The 14,367-nt window shown below is 39.3% G+C and carries 14 protein-coding genes and 1 other annotated feature; all 14 genes read right to left on the reverse strand.

Annotated elements, in window-relative coordinates; genetic code table 11:
- Positions 1-52 precede the first annotated feature (52 nt).
- The 14 genes from rpoC to AC22L0_RS28440 all read right to left on the reverse strand — a co-directional run bounded on the left by rpoC (position 53) and on the right by AC22L0_RS28440 (position 14,365).
- The gene (gene rpoC / locus AC22L0_RS28375; RefSeq protein ID WP_000567939.1) at positions 53-3,664 is read right to left on the reverse strand and encodes a DNA-directed RNA polymerase subunit beta'; all 3,612 of its coding nucleotides are present in this window, start codon (positions 3,662-3,664) and stop codon (positions 53-55) included.
- A 37-nt stretch (positions 3,665-3,701) separates the two neighbouring features.
- On the reverse strand, positions 3,702-7,235 hold the full coding sequence (rpoB, locus tag AC22L0_RS28380; RefSeq protein WP_000147553.1) for a DNA-directed RNA polymerase subunit beta: 3,534 nt from the start codon (positions 7,233-7,235) through the stop codon (positions 3,702-3,704).
- A gap of 291 nt (positions 7,236-7,526) precedes the next feature.
- Positions 7,527-8,126 carry a class I SAM-dependent methyltransferase gene (locus tag AC22L0_RS28385; RefSeq protein WP_087965424.1) on the reverse strand — a complete coding sequence of 200 codons (600 nt, stop codon included), beginning with the start codon at positions 8,124-8,126 and terminating at the stop codon, positions 7,527-7,529.
- 76 nt (positions 8,127-8,202) lie between these two features.
- On the reverse strand, positions 8,203-8,562 hold the full coding sequence (gene rplL, locus AC22L0_RS28390) for a 50S ribosomal protein L7/L12 (RefSeq protein ID WP_000159736.1): 360 nt from the start codon (positions 8,560-8,562) through the stop codon (positions 8,203-8,205).
- 67 nt (positions 8,563-8,629) lie between these two features.
- Positions 8,630-9,130 carry a 50S ribosomal protein L10 gene (gene rplJ, locus AC22L0_RS28395; RefSeq protein ID WP_000048716.1) on the reverse strand — a complete coding sequence of 167 codons (501 nt, stop codon included), beginning with the start codon at positions 9,128-9,130 and terminating at the stop codon, positions 8,630-8,632.
- 39 nt (positions 9,131-9,169) lie between these two features.
- Positions 9,170-9,314, reverse strand: a sequence feature (ribosomal protein L10 leader region).
- Between the two features lie 49 nt (positions 9,315-9,363).
- On the reverse strand, positions 9,364-10,056 hold the full coding sequence (rplA, locus tag AC22L0_RS28400; protein ID WP_001987630.1) for a 50S ribosomal protein L1: 693 nt from the start codon (positions 10,054-10,056) through the stop codon (positions 9,364-9,366).
- A 176-nt stretch (positions 10,057-10,232) separates the two neighbouring features.
- Positions 10,233-10,658, reverse strand: a complete 426-nt coding sequence (gene rplK, locus AC22L0_RS28405) for a 50S ribosomal protein L11 (RefSeq protein ID WP_001085872.1) — start codon at positions 10,656-10,658, stop codon at positions 10,233-10,235.
- 167 nt (positions 10,659-10,825) lie between these two features.
- Entirely contained in the window at positions 10,826-11,359 is a 534-nt protein-coding gene (gene nusG, locus AC22L0_RS28410) for a transcription termination/antitermination protein NusG (RefSeq protein WP_000415794.1), read from the reverse strand.
- Positions 11,360-11,479: 120 nt separating this feature from the next.
- Complete coding sequence (gene secE, locus AC22L0_RS28415) at positions 11,480-11,659, reverse strand: preprotein translocase subunit SecE (RefSeq protein ID WP_048534910.1); 180 nt, start codon at positions 11,657-11,659, stop codon at positions 11,480-11,482.
- A 32-nt stretch (positions 11,660-11,691) separates the two neighbouring features.
- Positions 11,692-11,838 (reverse strand): 50S ribosomal protein L33, encoded by a 147-nt coding sequence (gene rpmG, locus AC22L0_RS28420; RefSeq protein ID WP_014481927.1) that lies wholly within the window; start codon positions 11,836-11,838, stop codon positions 11,692-11,694.
- Between the two features lie 136 nt (positions 11,839-11,974).
- On the reverse strand, positions 11,975-12,634 hold the full coding sequence (locus tag AC22L0_RS28425; RefSeq protein ID WP_000387193.1) for an RNA polymerase factor sigma-70: 660 nt from the start codon (positions 12,632-12,634) through the stop codon (positions 11,975-11,977).
- Positions 12,635-12,701: 67 nt separating this feature from the next.
- Positions 12,702-13,214: an NYN domain-containing protein gene (locus AC22L0_RS28430; RefSeq protein WP_000997880.1), complete on the reverse strand. Its 513-nt coding sequence runs from the start codon at positions 13,212-13,214 to the stop codon at positions 12,702-12,704.
- Between the two features lie 3 nt (positions 13,215-13,217).
- On the reverse strand, positions 13,218-13,961 hold the full coding sequence (gene rlmB / locus AC22L0_RS28435) for a 23S rRNA (guanosine(2251)-2'-O)-methyltransferase RlmB (RefSeq protein WP_000200237.1): 744 nt from the start codon (positions 13,959-13,961) through the stop codon (positions 13,218-13,220).
- Complete coding sequence (locus tag AC22L0_RS28440) at positions 13,958-14,365, reverse strand: Mini-ribonuclease 3 (protein WP_000564261.1); 408 nt, start codon at positions 14,363-14,365, stop codon at positions 13,958-13,960. Before AC22L0_RS28440 ends, rlmB begins: the two co-directional genes overlap by 4 nt.
- Between the last annotated feature and the right edge of the window lie 2 nt (positions 14,366-14,367).

The following is a 14,367-nucleotide window of genomic DNA, read 5'->3' on the forward strand; positions in this document are numbered from 1 at the left end:
ACAATGTCAACTAAGATTAATTGTTTTTATACAAAATTTATGCCGGAAAATTTTACTGTTCCACATAAACCTCATCGTTTTCTACATTCATGTCATCTTGTGTTGTTTTTACAAGATCCACTTTGCGATAACGATTCATACCTGTTCCAGCAGGAACAAGTTTACCGATAATAACATTTTCTTTTAATCCTAGAAGTTCATCGCGTTTACCCTTAATTGCTGCATCAGTTAAGACACGAGTTGTTTCTTGGAACGATGCTGCAGATAAGAATGAATCTGTTTCAAGTGAAGCTTTTGTAATACCAAGTAGAACAGGTCTAGCTGTTGCTGGTTGCTTACCTTGCAGTAAGACCTTAGCATTCGCATCAGTGAACTGATGGATATCTAGTAATGTTCCTGGTAATACATCTGTTTCACCTGCATCACTTACACGAACTTTACGTAACATTTGACGTACCATTACTTCTACGTGTTTGTCACCAATTTCTACCCCTTGCATACGGTATACTTTTTGAACTTCACGTAATAAGTATTCTTGAACCGCCGTAATGTCCGTTACTTTTAGTAATTCTTTCGGATCAATAGAACCTTCTGTTAACTCTTTACCGTGGCTAATTGGCTGTCCTGGAGTTACTTTCAGACGAGCACCGTAAGGAATAGCATACGTACGAGCTTCAACTTCACCCTGTACAACTACTTCTTGGCGATCTTTAACGTCGTTGATCGCTGCGATAACACCGTCGATTTCACTGATAACTGCCTGACCTTTCGGATTACGAGCTTCGAAGATCTCTTGGATACGAGGTAAACCTTGAGTGATATCATCTCCGGCAACCCCACCTGTATGGAATGTACGCATCGTTAACTGTGTACCTGGCTCACCGATAGATTGAGCTGCGATAATACCTACCGCTTCTCCTACTTCTACGTCTGTTCCAGTTGCTAAGTTACGACCGTAACACTTCTTACATACACCGTGGCGAGTGTTACACGTAAACGCTGAACGAATGTTTACAGTTTCAACACCCGAATTTTCAACGATATGAGCGATATCTTCAGTAATTAATTGATTTTCAGCAACTAATACTTCACCTGTTTCAGGATGTTTTACAGTTTTTCTTGCAAAACGTCCAACAAGACGATCATATAATGACTCGATAACTTCATTACCCTCTTTAATCGCACCGATTAATAAACCGCGATCTGTTCCACAATCATCTTCACGAACGATTACATCTTGTGCAACGTCAACAAGACGACGTGTTAAGTAACCAGAATCGGCAGTTTTAAGTGCTGTATCAGCAAGACCTTTACGCGCACCGTGCGTAGAGATGAAGTACTCAAGTACTGTTAAACCTTCACGGAAACTCGATTTGATTGGAAGTTCGATGATACGACCAGATGGATTGGCCATAAGACCACGCATACCAGCAAGCTGAGTAAAGTTAGATGCGTTACCACGGGCACCTGAGTCACTCATCATGAAGATTGGGTTGCGTTTATTCAAGGATTTCATCAGTTTTCCTTGAATAACATCTTTTGCATTACTCCAAATAGAGATAACGCGATCGTAACGTTCTTCTTCCGTGATTAAACCGCGACGGAATTGTTTAATTACATTATCTACTTTTGCTTGTGCTTCGTGGAGAATTTCATCTTTTTCGCCTAATACAAGAATGTCAGATACCCCAACTGTAATACCAGCTTTTGTAGAGTACTTGAATCCTAAGTTTTTCATACGGTCAAGCATGCGAGACGTTTCTGTAATTTGGAAACGTTTGAATACTTCCGCAATGATGTTACCAAGGATTTTCTTGCTAAATGGCGCCACTTCTTCGCGACTAGCAATAATTTCTTTAATGTTCGCACCTTTTTCAACGAAATATTTCGCTGGTGTTTCTTTTTCAAGGTTTGAATTTGTTGGTTCATTAATATAAGGGAACGACTCTGGTAAGATTTCGTTAAATATTAATTTACCAACTGTTGTTAATAGAAGCATACTCTTTTGCTCTTCAGTAAATGTTGCGTTGTTTACTGCACTTGCAGCTACTGCAACACGTGTATGAAGATGAACATATCCATTTTGATATGCAAGCAATGCTTCGTTTGCATCTTTGAAGACCATACCTTCACCGATTGCACCTTCACGCTCAAGTGTTAAGTAATAGTTACCTAATACCATATCCTGAGATGGAGTAACAACTGGTTTACCGTCTTTCGGGTTCAAGATGTTTTGTGCCGCTAACATAAGAAGACGAGCTTCAGCTTGAGCTTCTGATGATAAAGGTACGTGAACGGCCATTTGGTCACCGTCAAAGTCCGCGTTGTATGCAGTACATACAAGTGGGTGAAGACGGATTGCGCGACCTTCTACTAATGTAGGTTCAAACGCCTGGATACCAAGACGGTGAAGTGTTGGTGCGCGGTTTAGAAGTACTGGATGTTCTTTAATCACAGACTCTAAAACGTCCCAAACTTCAGGTTGTACACGCTCGATTTTACGTTTCGCACTCTTAATGTTATGTGCTAATCCTTTTTCAACTAACTCTTTCATTACGAAAGGTTTGAACAGTTCAAGCGCCATTTCTTTTGGTAATCCACATTGATACATCTTTAAGTTCGGTCCTACAACGATTACAGAACGACCAGAGTAGTCAACACGTTTACCTAATAAGTTTTGACGGAAACGTCCTTGTTTACCTTTAAGCATGTGAGATAGTGATTTTAATGGACGGTTACCTGGTCCAGTAACTGGACGGCCACGACGACCATTATCGATTAATGCGTCTACAGCTTCTTGTAACATACGTTTTTCGTTTTGAACGATGATGCTTGGTGCACCTAAGTCCAATAGACGTTTTAAACGATTGTTACGGTTAATTACACGACGGTATAAGTCGTTTAAGTCAGAAGTAGCAAAACGTCCACCGTCTAACTGTACCATTGGGCGTAGTTCTGGTGGAATTACTGGTAGAACATCTAAGATCATCCAAGACGGTTCATTTCCAGAGTTACGGAATGCTTCTAATACTTCTAGACGTTTAATAGCACGAGTACGGCGTTGTCCTTGTGCTGTTTTTAATTCTTCTTTTAAGAAGTCTACTTCTTTATCTAAATCGATGTCTTGTAGTAGCTTTTTAATTGCTTCTGCACCCATAGCAGCTTGGAATGTGCTACCATATCGATCACGATATGCACGGTATTCTTTTTCAGAAAGTAATTGCTTCTTATCAAGTGGTGTATCTCCACTTTCTGTTACAACATAAGAAGCGAAATAAATTACTTCTTCAAGCGCGCGAGGGGACATGTCTAAGACAAGTCCCATGCGGCTCGGGATACCTTTGAAATACCAAATATGAGATACAGGAGCAGCTAATTCGATATGACCCATACGTTCACGACGTACTTTTGCACGCGTTACTTCAACGCCACATCGATCACAAACTACACCTTTATAACGTACACGTTTGTATTTTCCGCAATGACATTCCCAGTCCTTTTGTGGTCCGAAAATACGCTCACAGAACAAGCCATCTTTTTCAGGCTTTAACGTACGATAGTTAATAGTTTCTGGTTTCTTAACTTCACCGTATGACCAAGAACGAATCTTGTCAGGTGAAGCAAGTCCAATCTTCATATATTCAAAGTTATTTACATCTATCAAGGGGCCTACCTCCCTTTTAGTCTACAGGTTATCCCAATTATTCCTTAGTTGTCTCAACTTCGACATTCAATTTATCTGCTGATTGATGATCATCGTCATCTTCTGTATCACGCATTTCAATTTCTGTATCGTCGCTAGACATCATTTTAACGTCCATACCTAAACTTTGCAGCTCTTTAATCAATACTTTGAATGATTCAGGAACGCCTGGTTCTGGAACATTTTCGCCTTTAACAATTGCTTCATAAGTCTTAACACGTCCAACAACATCATCAGACTTCACTGTTAAGATTTCTTGAAGAGTATAAGCAGCACCGTAAGCTTCAAGTGCCCAAACCTCCATCTCACCGAAACGCTGTCCACCGAACTGAGCTTTACCTCCAAGAGGTTGCTGCGTTACAAGTGAGTATGGTCCAGTAGAACGAGCATGAAGTTTATCGTCAACCATGTGCGCAAGTTTGATCATATACATGACACCAACAGATACGCGGTTATCGAATGGTTCACCAGTACGTCCGTCATACAGGATTGTTTTCGCGTCATTTGCCATACCAGCTTCTTCAATTGTGCCCCAAACATCTTCCTCACGAGCACCATCGAATACTGGTGTTGCAATGTGAATGCCAAGGTATCTTGCTGCCATACCAAGATGAAGCTCTAATACCTGACCGATATTCATACGAGATGGTACCCCTAATGGGTTTAACATGATATCGATTGGCGTACCGTCTGGTAAGTAAGGCATATCTTCTTCTGGTAAAATACGAGAAATAACACCTTTGTTACCGTGACGTCCGGCCATCTTGTCACCTTCAGAAATTTTACGTTTTTGAACGATATATGCACGTACAAGTTGATTCACGCCTGGTGGCAATTCATCGCCATCTTCACGGTTGAATACTTTTACGTCTAAGATAATACCGCCACCACCGTGTGGTACACGTAGTGATGTATCACGTACTTCACGCGCTTTTTCTCCAAAGATAGCATGTAATAGACGTTCTTCAGCTGTTAATTCTGTTACACCTTTAGGTGTTACTTTACCAACAAGTAAATCTCCATCTTTTACTTCAGCACCAACGCGAATGATACCGCGCTCGTCAAGGTTACGTAATGCGTCTTCCCCAACGTTTGGAATGTCACGTGTAATTTCTTCTGGTCCAAGCTTCGTATCACGAGCTTCTGATTCATATTCTTCAATATGAATAGAAGTGTACACATCATCTTTTACAAGGCGCTCACTCATGATGATCGCATCCTCGTAGTTATAACCGTCCCAAGTCATGAAGCCAACAAGCACGTTACGTCCAAGTGCTAGTTCACCTAATTCCATAGAAGGACCATCCGCAAGGATTTCACCTTTTACAACTTCATTTCCAACACTTACGATTGGACGTTGGTTGTAACAAGTTCCTTGGTTAGAACGAATGAATTTTTGCATTTTGTAGCGATCTAAGTCGCCTTTTACTGTTTGACCGTCAACTTCTACATAGCGACGTACCCAAACTTCACGTGCTTCTACGCGCTCAACAACACCAGGATGTTTACAGATTACTGCAGCACCTGAGTCTTTTGCTGATACGTACTCCATACCTGTACCTACAATCGGAGATTCCGGATTCATTAACGGAACCGCCTGACGTTGCATGTTCGCTCCCATAAGTGCGCGGTTAGAGTCATCGTTTTCTAAGAACGGAATACAAGCTGTCGCTGCCGACACTACTTGTTTTGGAGATACATCCATGTAGTCGATGCGTTCTCTATTTGTGACAATGTTTTCACCACGGAAACGAGCTACGATATCTTCACTTAGGAATTCACCTTCGTCAGATAATTTCATATTCGCTTGGGCTACAACATAATTATCTTCTTCATCTGCTGTTAAGTAATCAACATGCCCTGTTACAAGACCAGTTTCTGGGTCAACACGACGGTATGGTGTTTCAATGAAACCAAACTCATTTACTTTCGCGAACGAAGATAATGAGTTAATCAAACCGATGTTTGGTCCCTCTGGTGTTTCAATCGGACACATACGACCGTAGTGAGAGTAATGAACGTCACGCACTTCAAAGCCTGCGCGCTCACGCGTTAAACCACCAGGTCCTAATGCAGATAGTCTTCGTTTGTGAGTTAACTCTGCTAATGGGTTTGTTTGGTCCATAAACTGAGATAACTGAGAACTTCCGAAGAACTCTTTAATAGATGCAATAACAGGACGAATATTAATTAGTGCCTGTGGTGTAATCGCATTTGTATCTTGGATCGACATTCTCTCACGAACAACACGTTCCATACGAGAAAGACCGATACGGAATTGATTTTGTAATAGTTCTCCAACAGAACGCAGACGACGGTTTCCTAAATGGTCAATATCATCTGTATCCCCTACTTTGTATAGTAGGTTGAAGAAGTAACTGATAGAAGCAAGGATATCACCTGGTGTGATGTGTTTCACATCACGAGTAATGTTTGCATTACCAATTACATTAATTACGCGTTCGCCTTCCGACTCAGGAGCATAAATCTTAATAGATTGCAGCTCAACATCGCCTTCTACCACTCCACCCATTGGTTTCGCTGTTTTGAATCCAATGTTTTTCTCTAAGTAAGGTAAAATGCGATCAAGTGTACGACGATCTAAGATTGTTCCTTCTGCCGCTAAAATTTCACCAGTTTCTGGATCCACTAATGTTTCAGCTAAACGTTGATTAAACAATCTGTTTTTAATGTGTAACTTCTTGTTGATCTTATAGCGACCTACATTTGCTAAATCGTAGCGCTTTGGATCGAAGAAACGAGACACAAGTAAGCTCTTAGCATTTTCTACTGTTGGTGGTTCACCAGGACGTAGACGCTCATAAATTTCAAGCAATGCTTTTTCTGTGCTATCTGTGTTGTCTTTTTCTAATGTGTTGCTTAAGTATTCGTTATCACCTAAAAGCTCGGTGATTTCTTGATCAGAGCCAAACCCTAATGCGCGTAACAAAACAGTTACAGGAAGTTTACGCGTACGGTCAATACGCACATATACAACATCCTTAGCATCTGTCTCATACTCTAACCAAGCCCCGCGGTTTGGAATTACAGTAGCAGTAAAACCACGTTTTCCGTTTTTATCCACTTTGCCACTATAGTATACGCTTGGAGAGCGAACTAACTGGGAAACGATAACACGTTCTGCACCGTTAATTACGAATGTTCCAGTCTCTGTCATGAGTGGGAAATCTCCCATGAACACATCTTGTTCTTTTACTTCACCAGTTTCCTTGTTGATTAGACGCACTTTTACACGAAGTGGTGCTGCATACGTCACATCACGCTCTTTGCATTCGTCTACAGAGTATTTAGGTTCACCTAAGCTGTAGTCGATAAATTCAAGCGATAGATTTCCCGTAAAGTCTTCAATCGGAGAAATGTCTTGGAACATTTCTCGCAAACCCTCATCAAGAAACCACTGATAAGAAGAGGTTTGAATTTCGATAAGATTTGGTAACTCTAATACTTCACTAATACGGGCATAACTTCTTCGTTGGCGGTGGCGTCCGTATTGAACTAGTTGACCTGTCAACTGCTTCACCCCTCAAATCATGAGTATTATAAATGCACAAAAAAATTTGTGCAAAATCACAAATAAATACAACTACTGCTATTAGCGTAGTCTCTTTCTCTTAAAGATAAATACGTTGAGTCTTTCTACCTGCTCAAAAAAGAAAAATGGCTTCTATAAGAAAACCATCATTCTGTTTCATAATCTGCTGATTTTACTATCTTTTCCAAGAGAAACAAAAATATACATCTTTCTCAACGCAGAAAATCATATATTGGCATTGTATAATGTTAACATAGCCAAAAATAACCGTCAACGTTTTTTTGATTTTATGATATAATATCCTTTTTTCTTTTCTACAACCTCAACTTCAGAAAATACTTCTTCTAGTTTTTTTAGCGCAGACGGTGCACCTTGTTTCTTTTTAATAACAATCCAAAGCTCTCCATCTGGAACTAAATACTCCACAGCTTTTTCTAAAATCTCATGTACGATATCTTTACCCGCACGAATTGGAGGGTTAGATAGAATAGCAGCATACTTACCATCTACATTTTCATAGACGCTACTTTGAAAAATACGTATATTCTCGATTTTGTTATTAGCGGCGTTTTCTTTCGCAAGCCCAAGTGCCCTCTCGTTCACATCCACCATGTGAACTTCACGACCTTGAAACTCTTTCGCTAACGACAAACCAATAGGACCGTATCCGCAACCTACGTCTAATATATCACCTTTAATATCTGGCATTTGAAACGCTTCAATTAAAAGACGGGAACCAAAGTCCACTTCGTTTTTCGAGAACACCCCATGGTCAGATAAGAAAGTGAATCGAGATCCACGAAGGGCAAACTCCCATCGCTTACGATCACTTTTACTAGAAGGGTCGTTAGAAAAATAATGGTCTGCCATATGGCCACCTCTTTTCTTTACAGTTAAAAAAAAAGCTCGCATGAGAGCGAGCTTTTTTTAAAGCATCAAAAGTTAATTACTTAACTTCTACAGCAGCGCCAACTTCTTCAAGTTTAGCTTTGATTTCTTCAGCTTCTTCTTTAGCAGCAGCTTCTTTGATTACTTTTGGAGTGTTGTCAACTAATTCTTTAGCTTCTTTTAAGCCAAGACCAGTGATTTCACGAACAACTTTGATAACTTTGATTTTTTGTGCACCAGCGCTAGTTAGTTCCACATCAAATTCAGTTTTCTCAGCAGCAGCTTCTCCAGCGCCACCAGCAACAGCTACAGGAGCAGCAGCAGTTACGCCGAATTCTTCCTCGATAGCTTTTACTAAGTCGTTAAGTTCTAATACAGTCATAGATTTAACTGCTTCAATGATTTGTTCTTTAGTCATTGTAAATATCCTCCCTTAAATAGGTTTGTATTGTTTTATCGATAATACGTAATTATCTTTTAAAAAATTAAGCGCCTTGCTCTTCCTTTTGGTCTGCAACTGCTTTAGTAGCAAGTGCAAGGTTACGGATTGGAGCTTGAAGAACGCTAAGAAGCATAGAAAGTAAGCCTTCACGTGATGGAAGAGTAGCGATTGCTTTAACCTCATCAAGTGTTACAAGTTTACCTTCGATTACGCCCGCTTTAATTTCTAAAGCTTCATGATCTTTAGCGAAGTCGTTTAATACTTTCGCAGGAGCAACTACATCCTCGTTACTGAACGCGATTGCGTTTGGTCCTGTTAAGAATTCATTTAACTCAGCCATTTCAGCAGATTCTGCAGCACGACGAGTTAGAGAGTTTTTGTAAACTTTGAACTCAACGCCAGCTTCACGTAATTGCTTACGTAATTCTGTTGCTTCAGAAACTGTTAAACCACGGTAGTCAACAACGATTGTAGATTTACTAGCGCGAAGTTTGTCCGCGATTTCAGTTACAACTTGTTGTTTAGTTTCGATTACTTTGCTCATGTTATTACACCTCCTGTAGATTATATAGAAGATGTACCGAAAGTGCACTAAAAACCTCCATGCCCAACTTGTAGACATGGAGGCATATAGTCACAGAAAAAAGATTCCGCTTCGTATATTAACACCTAGGTAGGAAATTAAGTCTATTGACACCTACTGTCTACGGTACACTAATTAAATTCACAACATAAATGATTATATTAAAACTTCTTTATGAAGTCAACTTCCAAAATTTACGCTAATGTAGAAACGTCTACACGTACGCCAGGTCCCATTGTAGAAGCAACTGTTACGTTCTTCATGTAAGTACCTTTTGCAGCAGCTGGCTTAACTTTTTGTAAAGTGTCAGCAATTGTTTTGAAGTTTTCTACTAATTTAGCATCTTCGAAAGATACTTTACCGATTGGAACGTGGATGTTACCAGCTTTATCAACGCGGTATTCAACTTTACCAGCTTTGATTTCGTTAACAGCTTTAGTTACATCGAAAGTAACTGTTCCAGTTTTAGGGTTTGGCATTAAACCTTTAGGTCCTAATACGCGACCAAGTTTACCAACTTCACCCATCATGTCAGGAGTTGCTACTACTACATCGAAATCGAACCAACCTTGTTGGATTTTACCGATGTAATCAGTATCGCCTACGAAGTCAGCTCCAGCAGCTTCAGCTTCTTTAGCTTTTTCACCTTTAGCAAATACTAATACACGTTGTACTTTACCAGTACCGTGTGGAAGAACAACTGCACCACGGATTTGTTGGTCAGCTTTCTTAGGGTCAACACCTAAACGGAATGCAGCTTCTACAGTTGCATCAAATTTAGCTGTGTTTGTTTTCTTTACTAATTCTACTGCTTCTGTTGCAGAGTAAGCAGCTGCACGATCAACAAGCTTTGCAGCTTCTACGTACTTTTTACCTCTTTTAGCCATTTTTATTTCCTCCTCGAATGTGGTTTTAGCGGAATAACCTCCCACGTTTACGCCTGTTTTCAGGTATAACCTGAGGATGAGCGCCATCCATTTATTTAAAAACGATAATCATTTACGATAATAAAGGTTGCGAATTGGAATTCCAGACCCGCAACCTTTTTTAAAAACAAATCGAATTAGTCTTCGATAACGATGCCCATACTGCGTGCAGTACCTTCAACCATACGCATTGCAGCTTCTACGCTAGCAGCGTTTAGGTCAGGCATTTTAGTTTCAGCGATTTCGCGTACTTTATCACGCTTAACAGTTGCCACTTTATTACGGTTTGGTTCACCAGAACCAGACTCAATACCAGCTACTTTCTTAAGAAGAACAGCAGCAGGAGGAGTTTTAGTAATGAAAGTGAATGAACGGTCCTCAAATACCGTAATTTCAACAGGGATGATAAGACCAGCTTGATCTGCTGTACGAGCGTTAAACTCTTTACAGAAGCCCATGATGTTAACACCTGCTTGTCCTAATGCTGGACCAACTGGTGGAGCTGGGTTAGCTTTACCTGCAGGAATTTGAAGCTTTACCATTTTAATTACCTTTTTAGCCACGAGACACACCTCCTTAAGTCCGTGATGTGGTCAATTGGACAGTGATTTGCCCTCCCACGTCATATTTTATCTGTAAGGATAAAATCTTTCAAAAAACGTCTCCGATAACGAAGACGTACTGACTTAAAAGATATTATCACTTTTTACAATTCATTTCAAGTTTCATTTTATAATTTTTCAATTTGATGGAAGTCAAGTTCAACTGGAGTCTCGCGACCAAACATATCCACAAGCACGCTAACCTTTTTCTTCTCCACATCAATTTCTTCAATAGCACCTGTATAATCTGCGAATGGCCCCTCATTTACACGTACTGTCTCATGAAGTTCAAAGTCGAAATCAACCACTTCGTTGTCCATTCCCATATGTTTCATAATGGTAACAACTTCCTCTTCTAATAGAGGTGATGGTTTAGATCCAGAACCAGAAGAACCAACGAACCCAGTTACACCCGGCGTGTTACGTACAACATACCAAGAGTCATCAGTCATGATTAATTCTACTAATACATAACCTGGGAACACTTTTCTTTTCATTAATTTTTCTTTTCCGTTTTTCATTTCTACTTCTACTTCTTCCGGGACAACAACACGGAAAATTTTATCTTGCATACCCATTGATTCTACACGTTTCTCTAGGTTTGCTTTTACTTTATTTTCATATCCAGAATAAGTATGGACAACATACCAACTTTTTTCCATTCATTTAGGACGAGCGTCCTTCCCTCCCTGACGTACATTTTTTTGCGCAAATGAAAAAACCCGTTCACCGGGCTTTTACACAGTTCTTATAAATAACATTATATCATGGATAAGTGCTTCTTATTCAAGAATTAACCGAATTAAAGAAGAAATGCCCATATCAACTACTGCGAAGAAAATCGCAAAGAACACAACTGTAGCAACAACAGTCGCTGTTGAGCGGAGTAATTCATCTTTTTTAGGCCAACTTACTTTTTTCATTTCGCGACCTACATCGCCGAAAAAGTTCGTTAAACGCATCTGCGGGACCTCCAGTGTATTATTTCAATTATTTATTTTGTTTCCTTGTGAACTGTATGCTGATTGCATGTTTTACAAAACTTTTTTATTTCAAGTCGCTCTATTGAGCTCGTATCTTTCATAGTAGAGTAGTTTCGATTTTTACACTCTTCACATGAGAGTACAACTTTTTTCCTCATTAGTTACACCAACCTTGTAACATTATGTCCCTAAAAATGTATCATACAATAAAAGACAATGTCAATGACATGCATTTTGTACTCTCTACAAAAGAAAACAGGTGATTTATTTTACACCTGCAGCACTTGTTACTTCTTATGAATTTAAAGTTGTACTTTCTCTCATTTCCATATATCGTTCCAATTTCCTCTTTACTCTTTGTAAAGCGTTATCAATAGATTTCACATGCCTGTTTAACTGTTCTGAAATCTCTTGATAAGAACGACCATCTAAATATAAAGAAAGCACTTTTCTTTCTAAATCGCTTAATAATTCAGATATTTTTGATTCTATGTCTGTATATTCTTCCTGGCTAATGATCATCTCTTCAGGATCAGTCACCTTCGCTTCAGAAATAACATCCAATAACGTTCGATCAGATTCCTCATCGTAAATCGGCTTATCTAAAGACACATACGAATTTAAAGGAATATGTTTTTGTCTTGTTGCCGTTTTAATAGCGGTAATAATTTGTCGAGTGATACATAGTTCAGCAAATGCTTTGAATGAAGACAGCTTGTCCTCTTTATAATCACGAATTGCTTTAAACAACCCTATCATACCTTCTTGAACAATGTCTTCTCGATCGGCACCCACTAAAAAGTAAGATCTTGATTTCGCACGAACAAAGTTCTTATACTTGTGAATTAAATATTCTAGAGCGTCAGTATTACCTTTTCGAACTAACTCAACGATTGCCTCATCCTCTAAATCACGAAATGTAACGTCGCCTATACTTACGAAGCCTGCTTCCACCTTGATCCCTCCGACCGCTATTTATTTAGCAATATTATACAGTAAAAAGATAAAGAGCGTCAATGCTTCAACGCTCTCCTCTTCTTAATTTTTCTAATTTTTCTGTAATATCCTTACTAAATATCTTTCGCATGGCGGGCTGCTGTTCTTTCGCGTCTTTTGTACGCCTTCTTACTTGTTGTTCCATCGCTTGTACTTCCAACTCTAATTCACGCGCAGATTTTCGAAGGGCACCTTGCGCAAATATAACCCATTGTTCTGTATAATCAGAAGTCGCAACATATATTTGTGTATTTATATTTCTAAGCTCTATCGCAAGTTGCTCTATCTTTTCGTCTGCAGTTTGATTCTTTCGTGTGAATATTACTTCTACACGAGATTGTTTCATCTTTTTTTCAATACCATGGACTGTATAGGCATCAAAGACTATCATCACTTTTGTGCCTGTATAACCTTGATAATCCGCCATCTTATCAATAAGCGCATCTCTTGATGATTGTAAATCTACATCCCGCAGTTTCTTCAAATCTCCCCAAGCTCCGATAATGTTGTAGCCGTCAACGATTAAAATATCGTTCATTTTTTATTTACCAATTTCGTGACGTTTACGATATACCTCATACATTAACAAACTTGCGGCTACTGAAGCATTTAAGGATGTAACTTTACCAACCATCGGTAGAGTGATTAAGAAATCACACTTTTCACCAATAATACGACTCATACCTTTTCCTTCACTACCAATTACTAATCCAATCGGCATTGTACCATCTAAATTACGGTAATCCGTTTTCCCTTTGGCATCTGTACCAGCAATCCAAAGTCCACGCTCTTTTAATTCATCAATTGTACGAGATAAGTTTGTTACGCGCGCAACAGGAATGTATTCAATCGCTCCTGTTGATGCTTTCGCAACTGATGCGGTAAGTCCCACAGCTCTTCTCTTCGGAATAATAATTCCATGAGCTCCTGTTGCATCAGCAGTACGCATAATAGAACCTAGGTTATGCGGATCTTCAATCTCATCTAAAATCAAGAAGAACGGATCTTCATTACGTTTTTCTGCCACTTTGAATAAATCTTCTAACTCTGCATACTGATATGCAGCTACTTGAGCAATTACACCTTGATGATTACCCTCAACTAATTGATCTAACTTTTTCTTTGGTGCATGTTGTAAAATAATCTTATTTTCTTTCGCTAACGCTAGTACAATTTGTACTTGTCCTTTGGCAGCACCTTCTGCGATCCAAATTTTATTAATATCTCTCCCTGATCTTAACGCTTCAATTACAGGGTTACGTCCGATAATATATTCACTAGTCATGATGATGTGCCCCCTTCCTTTTCTTCTAAAACTGCAATTGCCTTATATACAATTTCGTCTAATCTTTCACGATTATTTAATAAATGATGATAACCAATTAGTGCTTCAAAGGCTGTACTATGTCGATATGTTTGTACATCCGTATTTTTCGGAACTGTACCTGAATTTGCATTACGCCCTCTTCTTAATACCGCCTCTTCTTCCTCTGTCAAAAATGCCGTCTCTAATAAATGATAAACAACTTTCGCCTGTGCTTTTGCTGAAACAAAGCTCGTCCCTAAGCGATGTAATTGATTAGGGCGAACTTTTCCTTTTTGAAGGAGGTGATAGCGGATATATTGTTCATATACCGCATCACCCATATACGCTAACGCCAAGCTGTTTAATTGCTTTGCATCAATCATCC

It is taken from the genome of Bacillus sp. LQ01, assembly GCF_057624735.1.

Coding starts and splice junctions, on each gene's coding strand:
- AC22L0_RS28385 (WP_087965424.1), bottom strand. CDS start 8,126: ATGGCAGACCATTATTTTTCTAACGACCCTTCTAGTAAAAGTGATCGT.
- rplL (WP_000159736.1), bottom strand. CDS start 8,562: ATGACTAAAGAACAAATCATTGAAGCAGTTAAATCTATGACTGTATTA.
- rplJ (WP_000048716.1), bottom strand. CDS start 9,130: ATGAGCAAAGTAATCGAAACTAAACAACAAGTTGTAACTGAAATCGCG.
- rplA (WP_001987630.1), bottom strand. CDS start 10,056: ATGGCTAAAAGAGGTAAAAAGTACGTAGAAGCTGCAAAGCTTGTTGAT.
- nusG (WP_000415794.1), bottom strand. CDS start 11,359: ATGGAAAAAAGTTGGTATGTTGTCCATACTTATTCTGGATATGAAAAT.
- secE (WP_048534910.1), bottom strand. CDS start 11,659: ATGCGTTTAACGAACTTTTTCGGCGATGTAGGTCGCGAAATGAAAAAA.
- rpmG (WP_014481927.1), bottom strand. CDS start 11,838: ATGAGGAAAAAAGTTGTACTCTCATGTGAAGAGTGTAAAAATCGAAAC.
- AC22L0_RS28430 (WP_000997880.1), bottom strand. CDS start 13,214: ATGAACGATATTTTAATCGTTGACGGCTACAACATTATCGGAGCTTGG.
- rlmB (WP_000200237.1), bottom strand. CDS start 13,961: ATGACTAGTGAATATATTATCGGACGTAACCCTGTAATTGAAGCGTTA.
- AC22L0_RS28440 (WP_000564261.1), bottom strand. CDS start 14,365: ATGATTGATGCAAAGCAATTAAACAGCTTGGCGTTAGCGTATATGGGT.